The organism is Streptomyces sp. NBC_00076 (assembly GCF_045041235.1).
GTDB lineage: Bacteria > Actinomycetota > Actinomycetes > Streptomycetales > Streptomycetaceae > Streptomyces.
Genome location: NZ_CP108242.1, coordinates 8117657 through 8129544 on the forward strand (window position 1 = coordinate 8117657; position 11888 = coordinate 8129544).

6 protein-coding genes are annotated in these 11888 nt (G+C 73.0%); all 6 read right to left on the reverse strand.

All coding sequences use genetic code 11. The features are described from left to right. Positions 1-21: 21 nt before the first annotated feature. The 6 genes from OHA64_RS36520 to OHA64_RS36545 all read right to left on the reverse strand — a co-directional run bounded on the left by OHA64_RS36520 (position 22) and on the right by OHA64_RS36545 (position 11887). Positions 22-3114 (reverse strand): beta-N-acetylglucosaminidase domain-containing protein, encoded by a 3093-nt coding sequence (locus OHA64_RS36520; protein WP_405620585.1) that lies wholly within the window; start codon positions 3112-3114, stop codon positions 22-24. A 122-nt stretch (positions 3115-3236) separates the two neighbouring features. After that, on the reverse strand, positions 3237-4310 hold the full coding sequence (locus OHA64_RS36525) for a class I SAM-dependent methyltransferase (protein ID WP_405624266.1): 1074 nt from the start codon (positions 4308-4310) through the stop codon (positions 3237-3239). A 56-nt stretch (positions 4311-4366) separates the two neighbouring features. Beyond that, positions 4367-5572 carry a glycosyltransferase gene (locus OHA64_RS36530; protein ID WP_405620587.1) on the reverse strand — a complete coding sequence of 402 codons (1206 nt, stop codon included), beginning with the start codon at positions 5570-5572 and terminating at the stop codon, positions 4367-4369. Next, positions 5569-6477: an alpha/beta fold hydrolase gene (locus OHA64_RS36535; protein WP_405620589.1), complete on the reverse strand. Its 909-nt coding sequence runs from the start codon at positions 6475-6477 to the stop codon at positions 5569-5571. Before OHA64_RS36535 ends, OHA64_RS36530 begins: the two co-directional genes overlap by 4 nt. 5 nt (positions 6478-6482) lie before the next feature. Next, the gene (locus tag OHA64_RS36540; protein ID WP_405620591.1) at positions 6483-6809 is read right to left on the reverse strand and encodes an acyl carrier protein; all 327 of its coding nucleotides are present in this window, start codon (positions 6807-6809) and stop codon (positions 6483-6485) included. Beyond that, positions 6806-11887, reverse strand: coding sequence for a beta-ketoacyl synthase N-terminal-like domain-containing protein (locus OHA64_RS36545; RefSeq protein ID WP_405620593.1), 5082 nt, complete (start codon positions 11885-11887; stop codon positions 6806-6808). The genes OHA64_RS36540 and OHA64_RS36545 overlap by 4 nt, the downstream gene beginning before the upstream one ends. Between the last annotated feature and the right edge of the window lies 1 nt (position 11888).

Below are 11888 nucleotides of genomic sequence, written 5' to 3' on the forward strand. Positions count from 1 at the left end.
TGGGCCCCGGCCACCGTCCTGTTACTGCTTCACCGGTACGGGTGTCAGCGCGACGGCGAGCGGATACGCCCCGGTCGTCAGAGGCGCGCCCGTGGTGCCCTTCGCGGTGTCGACCGGTACCAGGGCGTTGCCGTCGGCGGTGGTCACGTACGCCGTGGCGCCGTTCCAGTCGAGACCGACGTCGAAGGCGGACCTGCCGACCTCGATGCTCGGGCCGGGGGCGCCGGTGACCGTGTCGACCGGGGTGACCGAGTCGCCGTTGCTGGGGCTGATCCAGAGGGTGCGGCCGTCGGGTGAGAGGGCGAGGCCGTAGGCCTGGCCCGAGACCAGGAGCGTCGGCTCGGTGTCGTTGGTGGCGGTGTCGATGGGGGTGACCGTCGAGCCGCCGGAGTTGGACACGTAGACCGTCTTCCCGTCGGGCGCCGCCACCACGTTGAAGGGGCTGGGACCCACCGGGACCGGGTCCTTCGCCGTGCCGGTGGTGAGGTCGACCGGGGTCACGGTGTTGTCGTGGATGTTCGCCACGTAGAGGGTCGTGCCGTCGGGCGTGATCGTCATGTTCTCCGGTCCGGAGCCGACCGTGACGGGAGTGCCCGCCTTCAGGGTGCCGGTGTCCACGGGCTGGACCGTGCCGTCCGTGTAGTTGGCGACCCAGAGGATGTCGCCGTCGGGGGTGAGGGTGAGGCCGGCCGGGACGTGGCCCACGGCGACCGTGGCGGTGACCGTGCCGCTCGCCACGTCGATCACGCTGACCGTGTTCGAGCCCTGGTTGGCGGCGTAGGCGGTGCGTCCGTCCGAACTCACCACCACCTCGCCCGGGTTGTTGCCGACGGTGATGTTCGTGCTCGTGCCGGAGGCCAGGTCGACCGAACTGACGGACGCCCCGCTGAAGTTGGCGGTCAGCGCGCGGGACGAGCCCGCGCCGTCGGTGACCTGGACCGGGATCGCGCGGTCGAGGAGCCCCGTGCCCGACACCGCGACGGAGTGGACCCCTTCCGTGACGGCGGTCAGAGTGACGGCGACCGAGGTGCTCCCCCCGGCCGGGACGGTCGCGGTGCCCTCGGTCGGCGAGGCGGTGACGCCGGCGGGTACGTCGAGCTTCCAGGAGACGGTCTTCGCGGATGTGGATCGCTTGTCGGACAGGGCGAGGGTCACCGTCTCGGAGGCCCCGGGCTTCAAGGAGAGGGAGGCGGGGGCGAAGGAGGCGTCGACGCCGGGGTCGGGCGCGTTCTCCAGCATCGTCGTGTAGAGGAACTGGTCCATGACGCCCGGGGAGACCTGCTGCGGAATCGCGTCGAGCTCCTTGCGCTCGGTCCTGAGCTCGTTCCAGTACGTGGTGACGGCGTCCGTGTCGCCCCGCTTGTTGGCGAGGAGCAGGTCCACCGCCGTGCGCCCCGCGGTGCCGTAGCGGCCGAGTTTGTCGAGCCAGGCGGAGGTCTCGTCGAGGAAGCCGGGGTTGTCGAGGTGGGCGCGCAGTTCGGCCGGTGTCGCGGCCATGTCGGTGAAGTACGACGTCAGCCGGGCGGCGGCGCCATCCAGGCCCTTGTCCTGCTCGTAGGCCTTACGGAAGTCGGCGATGAGCCGGGTGAGCGTGGGGGACTCCGTCGTGTCGAGCTGGGAGGAGTAGTTGCTCTCGGCGAAGACGCGCAGCCATCGAGCCGCTTCGGGACCGGCGAGGTCGCGGACGGAGGCGAGGAAGGCGGCCCGGGGGTCGTAGGCGTGCGGGTTCCACAGGTAGGCGGCGGAGGTGAACAGGGCGATCCGGCTCGCCTCGCCCTGGACCATCGGGTTGGCGGTCACCCCGGTCGCGGCGCTCGCGACTCCCGGCTCCCGGCCCGTGTAGGGGCCGAGCAGCAGCCGGCTGGTGACGTAGTCGTTCACGGGGTAGTTGTCCCAGACCAGGATCGGATGGCCGTACACCTGGCGGGCCTGCGTGACCTGGTCCGCGGTGATGGTCGGCGCGATGACGCCGACGCCGGTCCACTCCACGACCACGGACGGGTCGAGCTTGTCCCGCAGTGCCTTCTTGTACGGGGAGTCGGCGAGGTCGGAGTATTCGGTGGGGACCATCTCCAGCGGTTCCAGGTCCGGGTGTTCCCCTGAGAACTCCTGCCAGACCCGGTTGAGGAGATGCGCCTGCGCGGCACCCGCCGCCCCGCCCCCGGTGCCGAACTCCTTCTCGTCGGCGTCGCAGTCCCACTTGGTGTAGCTGATGTCGTCCAGCGGGATCGCGAAGGAGCGGACGCCGATGGCGTAGAGCGAGTCGAACTTGTCCGTCAGGGCCTTGACGTCGGCGTCGGCGGAGTAGCAGACGGACAGACCGGGGGAGAGGGCGTAGGTGAAGCGGACGTGGTTGGCGGCGGCCCGGTCGACGAGTTCCTTCAACCGGCCCAGTTCGGCGGCCGGATAGGCGTTGCGCCAGCGGGCGCGCAGGTACTCGTCGTCCTTGGGGGAGTAGACGTAGACGTTCTGTTTTGTACGGCCGTAGAAGTCCAGCTGGCTCAGGCGCTCGGCCTGGGTCCACGGAGTGCCGTAGAAACCCTCGATCACTCCGCGGAGCGCGGCGGTGGGCCAGTCGCGAATGGTCACCTCGGGCAACACCCGTGCGGATCCGAGGAGTTGGCGCAGGGTCTGGGCCGCGTAGAAGGTGCCCGTGGTGTCCACGCCGGAGAGGGCGAGGAGCGCCCGCCCGTTGCTCCGTCCGGAGGACAGGACGTAGCCGCCGGAGGCCAGGCCGGTCGGCGGGGTGGCGCCCAGCCGTTTCAGTGCCGTGCCCGTCGCGGTGTTCTCGTCGGGGCCGCCGAGATAGACGGTGAGTCCGGCCGCGGGCGGCCGGTCACCGGCGTCGACGGTGGTGATCCGGTCGGCTCCGGCGGCGCGCAGGGCGGTCTCGACGACCCGCCGGGCCGAGGGGTCGGTGCCGTGGCCGACGACCTCCACCACCCGGTCGGGGACGGTGATCCGACCCGGTCCCGTGCGCATGCTCTGGGGTGTCGGCCACACCTGCGGCACGCTCTGCCGGGGTTCCGCCGAGGCGTGTCCCACGGGGACCGCGAGACCGACGGCCAGCAGCAGGGCGACGACGGTACGTCTGACGCGTGAGGGTGGAAGCACGGGTTCTCCTCCGGAGGCCGCGGGTGAATTCATCCACCAAGTGATGTTAGAGATGTTGAATAGAGCATTCAATGGGGGTGGGTCGACAGAGGTGGGTCAATGGGATGGAGGGGGAGCCGGGTTCAGTCCCGGCGGGCGACCAGTCGATAGGCGTTGGAGAGTCCGAGCCGATGGGAGAGGCGCTTGACGACCAGGCGGTCCAGGGCCGTGCCGAGGAGGAAGGCCGGGATGCCGGCGATCAGGACGGCGGCGCGCAGGACGCGGCGCAGGGCGGTCGGCGGGCCGGGGAGCCACGGGAGGTCGTCACGGGGCGCCGCCGTGTCCAGGGCCAGCCAGACCGCGGCCAGGAGGTCGACCGGGTCGTGGGGTTCGGCGTGCTGTTCCGCGACCACGGTGAAGCCGAGGTCCGTGAGGCGGGCGCGCAGGTTCCCGACGGGGACGAAGTGCAGGTGCTGCGGCTGGAGCCAGGGCAGCCACCAGCGGCCGAGGAGGCGGGCGTAGCGGCTGTCGGGGTCGGGGACCTCGATCAGCAGGTGACCGCCGGGACGGATCGCCCGGTGCGCGGCCCGCAGTTCGAGGTCGGGCCGGGTGCTGTGTTCCAGGTAGTGGAACATGCTGACGACGTCGTAGTGGCCCGAGAGGTCCGGGACGAGTTCGGGGAAGCTGCCTCGGTAACCGCGCTCCACACGGCCCGCGCGCTCGGCGAGTTCGGCGCCGTCGGTGAAGTCGAGTCCGTCGAACGTGGTGTCCGCGTAGACCGTGCGGGCCGCCTCGCAGAAGTGGCCGTGTCCGGTACCGACGTCCAGCCAGTTCTTCGGGGCCGGGGCGAAGGGGAGCAGGGACTCGGCGCGCTCCTCGTACATACGAGTGCGGCCCGCGAAGGTGTTGCCGAGCTGCTTCTCGCCCAGACCGTCGTAGAAGTCCCGGTAGTAGAACTCCAGCCCCGCCTCGCTCAGTCGGGGGTTCTGGAAGGTGTGCCGGCAGTCCTGGCAGCGGTCCAGGACGAAGCGGCCCGGCTTGTGCTGGAGGAGGTCGGTGGTGCGCAGCCTGGTCTCGAGACGCGCCGAGCCGCACCAGGGACAGGTGGTGCGCGGGGGCTCGAAGAAGCGGTCCAGGCCCTCGGCCAGATCGGCCGCGTACCCGGGCCGCAGGGCGGAGACCTGGTCGGCGCGGCTCGGCGGAGCGGGTTCCGGCATGGCGCCGGTGCCGGCCTCGGACCCGGACTCGGGCTGTTGCGCGCTGCTCACGTCGCTCACGGGGTCTCCTTCGGGGCTGCGCCGGTGGCCAGTCGTTCCAGGTGAGTCGCTGCCGCCCCGGTGCCGCCGGCCGCGCGGAACGCCGTACGGACACGGTCGGCCGCAACCCGGTACCCGGGCTCGTGGAGCACCGCGTCGATCGCCGCTCCCAGCTTGGCCGCGGTGACCCGGCCGAACCGGACCCGGACGCCCGCCCCCGCGTCGGTCACCTGCGCGGCGACCACCGGCTGGTCGTCGCGGATGGGCGCCACGACGAGCGGGACGCCGTGCCACAGGGCCTCGCAGACGGTGTTGTGCCCGGCGTGGCAGACGACCGCGTCGACCCGTTCGAGAAGCGGGAGTTGAGGGACCGAGGCACGGACCAGTACGTCCTTGTCGTCGTCGTCCGCCTGCGCCGCGAGGACCCCTCCCGGGTCGGCGACGACCGCCTGCACGCGGTCCGCCCGGGCGCGCAGAGCGGTCAGGCACTCGGTGAGGAAACGCACGCCCACATCGGTGTTGGCGGTGCCGAGGGTGACCAGGACCGTGGCGCGCGCGGGGTCCAGCCGGTCCCAGGGGAAGTCGGACCCGGCCGGGCGGCGGGCGATCGACGGGCCGACCCAGTGGACGGGGCCGTTCGTCATGGCGTGGGCACCGACCAGCTCCGGAGTGCTGAACGCGAGTACCAGATGCGGGGAGAAGCGGGGGTCGGCGGTCACCGACGGGCTCCCGCCGACGCGGGCCCGCAGACCCTCCAGGCACGTCTCCATCCAGGTGGTGATCCCGGGCAACCCGGCCAGCGCGCCGCCGAGTTCGGCCGTCGTGGTCGCCGACGTGGCCCACCGCACGCCCGCCGACTCGGCGACCAGCCCGCCGGCGAAGGCCTGCTGGTCGGCGACCACCACGTCCGGGCGGAACTCCTCGACGGCCGCCCGCACGCCCGGCGCCATCGCCTCGGCGAGCGGCACCAGGTACCACTCCCAGAGGAACTTCAGCGCCTGCGGCCCGCGCAGTTCAGGGGGGCGCCTCGCGCCGTCCGCGCCCAGGACCGGTCCGGCGCACGGGAACACCTCGGCGCCCGCTCCCGCGAGCCGCAGCACCAGTGCGGGATCGGCGCACGCCCAGGCCACCCGGTGCCCGTGCCCCGCGAGTTCGGCCGCGACACCCACCGCCGGGTTGATGTGACCGACCAACGGCGGTACGACGAACAGGAATCCGCTCACCTGGTGACCGCCTCGGCCTCGGTCTGGGGCGTGGTCTCGGTTCTGGTCACGCCATCGGTCCCGGCTGTCGCCGCAGCCGCTGCCGCTGCCGCTGCCGCTGCCGCAACTGAGGCTGCAGCCGTCTGCTGGATGAGGGTCAGGATGTGACCGCCGACCGCTCCCGCCGCCTCGACCAGGACGGAGTGCTCGTGACCCGGCAGCACCACGGTCCGGCAGTCCGGCAGCAGCGCCTGGAGCCACGGCACCAGCTGCGCGAGTTCCGAGTCGCCGCCGTACAGCCCGAGCACCGGGCAGCGCACCGCCCGGATCTGGTCCTCCGTCAGCACCCTGCTGGCCGGGATGTCCTGGGCGAGGGTCGTCTCGCGGGCCAGGCGGGCCGCGCCCCTCGCCAGGCGGGCCGTGTTACGGCTGCGGTTGGTGCTGATCCAGGCGAGCGCCTCGCTCTCGTTGTGGGCCAGCTCGTGCAGCACCTGGCGCAGCACACCGCCCATGGTCCGCGCCCAGGCCGCGGTCGCCGGCTGCGACTCGACCAGGGAGACGCTGGCCGCCCGCTGAGGACGACGGGCCGCGTACCCGAAGGCGATCGTGCCGCCGTAGGAGTTGCCGACCAGATGGACCGGGCCGGTCACCGCCAGCCGGTCCAGCAGGGCCTCTAGGTCGTCGACGCCGTCGTCGAGGGTGTAGCCGCTCGCCGGACGCCCACTGCGGCCGTGACCGCGCAGGTCGTACATGACGACGTCGAGGCCGGCCGCCGCGAACGACGGGGCGACGGTGAAGTAGTAGCTGGCCAGGCTGTCGGTGAGCAGACCGTGCACCAGCACCACCGTGGCGGTCGCCGGACGGTCGTCGCGCGGGCCCATCCTCTGTACATGCAGCCGGAGTTGACCGGTGTCGACCATCGCCATCGGACTCAGCCCGCCGGCTCGGTGGCCCGGAGACTGCGCACGACGTACTCGACGAGCCGGCCGACCGTGAGCTCGATGATCTCGTCGAAATCCATGCCCGCCAGGAACTCGGCGAAGTTGACCCGCCTGCCGTACCGCTCCTCCAGCAGACCGGCCAGCGTCACCAGGTCGATGCTCTCCAGTTCCAGGTCGCGGTTGAAGGTCGTCGTCATGCCGATCTCGACGTCGTCGAGGCCGTACTCGTCCTCCAGGAGGCGCGCGAGCATGCCCGCGATGTCGGAGAGGACCGCCTCCTCGTCCGGGGCGGTGGTGGGGCGGGGGGCGGTGTTCATCGCTCGTAGCTCTCCTCTTCGTGCGTGGGGCCCGTCGTCCAGGCCACGACGTAGGTGCGGTTCGGCAGGGCGGCGGGATTGGCGGCGGGCGCGCAGTGCACGGCGTAGGCGCGTTCCAGGCGGCCCGAGACCAGCAGCAGGTCCTCGGCCGCTTCGAGGACCCGGAAGTCACGTGGCCGTCCTCCGAACCCGCTGCCCTCCGCCTTGGCGACGGCCTCCTTGGCGGCCCAGAAGCGGGTGAACCACAGGGACTCGGACTCGCCGGAACGCGTGCACCGGGTGCGCAGGAGGCTCAGTTCGTCGGCTCCGAGGGCGGTGGCGACAGTGGCCGCGTCCCGCGCGACGACCTCCTCGATGTCGATACCGGGGCCGGGACCCGGCGTGTGCGGTCGTACGATCGCGACCGCCGCCTCGGCCCGGTGGGCCAGCGAGACGTCCAGCGGGGGCAGGGTCCGGCCGTGCAGCCCGGTGACGTAGGGGCGGCCCGACTCCTCGTTGTGCACCCGGATCTCCGCCGGGAACACCGGGCCCTCGCCGTGGTCCCACAGCCACTGCCGTACGGCGTCCTTGGCGGCGATCCGGCCGAGCAGCCACTGCCGACGGCCTCGCGGGGCGCGCTCCGCGTACTGCGAACGCTCCGTGCCGCTCAGCGAGTTGCGCATGATCAGCTCGCGTGAGGCGAGGTCCGGCCACCGCTCGTGCAGCAGGGACCAGCCGCCGGGGCGGGTCTCGGACAGGGTGTTGCGTTCGGGGAAACGCTCGACGGGGCGGGTCTTCGGGTCGTTGTCGAAGCGACGGTCCTGCCAGCCGGTGAGCTCCGCCCACACCGAGCCGTCGACGGCCAGTTGGACGTCCGCTTCCAGCACGGTGTCGGTGAGTGAGGTGATCCGGACCAGGCACTCCACCTCGGTGCCGGGGCGCGGGTGCGGTCCGAAGAACCGCAGCCGACGCATCTGGACGGGGAAGACGACGGTCCGTTCGGTACGGGTCGCCATGATCCAGTAGCCGAGGATCTGGCCCACGTTGTCCAGCAGGGCGCCGGGCGCGGGAGGTGTGGTGATGGTGCCGCGTACGTGGTGGTCGCCGAGGGCGGTGAGAGCGGTGACGCCCTGGAACGCCGGGCCGTGGAACATCCAGCGCTCGGCGTAGAGCTGGGCCGCGGTGTGGTCGGGGGTGCGTTCGGGGCCGGTGTGCCGGCGGAGCGGGGGTGCGGCCGGGTAGTGCGGGGCGAGTTCCACGGTGCCGCGAGCGCCGGAGCCGACGGTGACCGCGAGGTGGCCGGCGTCGTCGGGGGTCACGGTGACCGGCGTGTCGCTGGGCGGGGTCGCGGTCAGCCACTGGTCGAAGCGGGCGTGGTGGACGGCGACCGCGCGCATGCCGGGGGCCGTCTGCTCGGCCGCGTCCATCATGTGCCGCACGATCGTGGTCGCCGGGACCACCGGCCACCGGTCGGCGACGTCCGGCCAGCCCGGGCGCTGCGGGAAGAAGCAGTGGTCGAGGAGGTACGGCATGGTGTCGGGGGAGACGCGGAGGGTGCTGCGGTGTTCCCGCCGGGGGGTGCCAGGTGTCGCGGGGGCCGGTGTGGGGGTCCGGGGGAGGGGGGCTTGGGGAACGGGGGGCGACACGCTGGTGGGAGCCGGACGTCGGGGAGCGGTGGGAAGCGGCCGTGGAGGGGACGGGGGGAGCGGGGGTCCGGCTGGGGCGGGCGCGGTGGCAGGGGCCGTTCGGTGGGTGCCGGCGGTGATCAGGGCGGCAGCCGTGTCGGCGGTGTCGCGCAGGAGGGCGGACAGCTCGGCGGCCATGGGGGAGCGGGCGGCGAGGGCCTCCAGTGACGTGGTGACGCTCGGCGAGGCGGTCCCGGCTGTCGTCGGATCCGCGGCCGGGGCATGGACGCCCGGGCTGTCGGAGCCCGGCACGTGGATCTGAGGCCTGGCGGCCGGTGGGACCGGAGTCGGAGAGGGAGGGGAGGCCGGAGAGGGGACTGGAGAGGGGGCTGGGTGCGGGGTGCGCCCCGCCGCACTCACGGTCGTCCCCAGCTCGGCACGTAGTTCCGCGAGTGTGCGGCTCTCCAGTGACACCAGCGCACCGCTCAGGTCGAGCCGGACCGGCGGCAGGCTTCCGCGCCCGGACCGTGGGGAGCGTGCGGGACGGACCGATGGTGGCAGCGTCGGGGCCACCGTCCTGCCCGCCGTCCACAGGGCCGTGGCCACTCGCAGGAGTTGGGCGAGGCCGGTGCGGTGGGGGGAGTTGGCGGGCACGACCAGGTGGTCGCGGCCGCTCAGCGTGTCACCGATCAGGGAGCCGAGCCGGCCGGTGCCCACCTGCACGAAGACGCGGTGGCCGGCCGCGTACAGGGCCTCGACGAGCTGCCGGAAGCGCACCGGCTCCAGCAGATGGCGGACGAACAGGTCATGTACCGCGCGCTCGTCCGACGGGAACGGCGACGCGGTCGTCCCGGACCACAATGGGATGCTCGGGGGCCGCAGCCGGAGCGTCCGCGCCGCCTCCTCGATGGGCGCGAGGTAGGGCTTCAGCATCGGCGTGTGGAATCCGGACCGGAACGGCAGTACCTGACTGAGCACGCCCTGCGCCCGGAAGGACCGGACGAGCTCTTCCACGGCCTCGTCCGGCCCGCACACCATGGACTGCTTGGGCGCGTTGTCGTGGGAGAGCACGACCCCGGCCGCGGCCCATCCGTCGTCCAGCGCGGCCAGCACCCGTGTCGCGGGTGCGCCGATCGCAGCGAACGCCAGGCCCGGGACGGTCAGTGTGTCGGGGTCGAACGAGTCCATGAACGCGCTGACTTCGTCGTCCGCGTACATCCCGGCCGCCGCCATCGCCGTCCACTCGCCGACGCTGTGCCCGGCGACCGCGTCCGGGACGACACCCATACGGCGCATCGCGGTGTCGAGGAGCCGCCCGACGGCGACGACGCCGAATCCGTGCCGGCCCACGTCCCCGACATGCTCGCCGGCACCGGAGGAGACCAGCGACAGACCGAAGTGCGCGGCCACGTCGTCGACCTGGGGCGCGAAGTCCCCTTCGAGACCGGGGAAGACGAAGGCCAGCTTCCCGGAACCGGGGTCAGTCAGGGGGCCGGTTCCGGATCCGGCGCCGGTCAGGGGACCGGGTGTGAACCACACGTCACCGCGCCCCTGCCAGGCACCCCCCTTCGCGACCGCCCGGCGGGCCAGCGCGAGCCGCTTCGCGGTCGGGTCGACGATCCCGAGCCGGGCCCGCCCCGCCGACGGGTGCGGGTGGCCGGTGTCGAGGCCCGCGGCCAGGACGGCGGAGTCGTCGGCGTCCAGCAACGCGGCGAGATCCCCGGGACCGTCCGCGGCCAACACGAGCACCCGCTCCGGCTCGGTGACGGTCATCGACCTGGGCACGCGTTCCGGCTCGGTGCCCGGCACCGACGCCCGCGGGTGGGCGGACGCCGGACCCGCCGGCCTCTGCGCCGGTAGCGAGTCGGGTGCGGAAGCCGGACCTGCGGGCCGTAGGCGTGTGTCGGGCGTGGAAGCTGAGGTCATGGGCCTCGGTCGCGTGTCGGGTGCGGAGGTCGCGGGTTCCGGTCGCGAGTCGGGTGCCGAGACAGGGCCCGCGGGCCCCGGTCGCCATACGGGCACGGAAGCCGAACCCGCGGGCCCCGGCCGTGAGCTGGGAGCCTCCTCCAGCACCACATGCGCGTTGATCCCGCCGAACCCGAACGCGTTCACTGCCGCCCGCCGCACCGGCTGTCCGGCCGAGGTCTCCCACGTTGTCGCCTTCCCCAGCGGGCGGAAACGCGTGGCTGTCAGCGCGGGGTGCGGGTCGTCGCAGTGGAGGGTCGGCAGGAGCATGCCGTGGTGGACGGCGAGCGCGGCCTTGACCAGGCCCGCCACCCCGGCGGCCGGCATCGTGTGGCCGATCATCGACTTCACGGAGCCGATCACCGCACGGCCGTCGGCAGCTGTCCCGCCCGGCCCGAACACCGCCGCCAGCGTGGCCAGTTCGGCGGCGTCACCGGCGGGCGTCGCGGTGCCGTGCGCCTCCAGGAGCCCGAGCGAACCGGACGCGGCCGGATCCAGCCCCGCGACACGCCAGGCCTGGCGTACGGCGTGGGTCTGGCCGGCCGAGTCGGGGTTCACGAGGCTCGCGGTGCGCCCGTCGCTGGCCACGCCGGTGCCCCGGATGACGGCGTAGACACGGTCACCGTCGCGTTCGGCGTCGGCGAGCCGCTTCAGGACGACCACGCCCGTGCCCTCGCCGATCAGGATGCCGTCGGCACCCCGGTGGAAGGGGCGGATGCGCTGGCTCGGGGACAGCGCGCGCAGCTGGGAGAAGACGCTCCACAGGGTGATGTCGTGGCAGTGGTGCACGCCGCCGGCGAGCATCAGGTCACAGCGGCCGGCGGTGAGTTCGGACACCGCCTGGTCGACGGCGACCAGCGAGGACGCGCAGGCCGCGTCCACGGTGTACGCGGGTCCGCGCAGGTCGAGGCGGTTGGCGACCCGGGACGCCGCGAGGTTCGGCACCAGTCCGATGGCCGAGTCGGGGCTCTCGGGGCCGAGCCGGTCGGTGAACGCGGCCCGTACGCGGTCGAGTTGACCGCTGGTGAGGTCGGGCAGCAACTCGCCCAGCGTGCGGACGAGTTGTCCCGCCGTACGGACGCGCTGGTCGAGCCGGACCAGGCCGGGGGTGAGGTAGCCGCCCCGGCCGAGGACGACTCCGACGCGATGCCGGTCGGGCAGGCGGTCCTCGCCGCCCGCGTCGGCGATGGCCTGGGCGGCCACCTTCAGGGCGATGAGCTGGTCGGGCTCGGTGCCGGCCACCGAGGTCGGCATGATGCCGAACCGGGTGACCTCGACCTCCGCCAGCGTGTCCACGAACCCGCCGCGCCGGCAGTACACCTGGTCGGCGGCGGCCGGGCCGGCCGCGGACCCCGGCCGGTAGTAGTCCGCGTCCCACCGCCCTTCGGGTACGTCGGTGATGGCGTCCGTGCCGTCCAGCAGATTGCGCCAGTAGGAGTCGAGGTCGGCGGCGCCGGGCAACAGCACCGCCATCCCCACGATCGCCGCGGCGTGCGGGGGCTGGGTCATG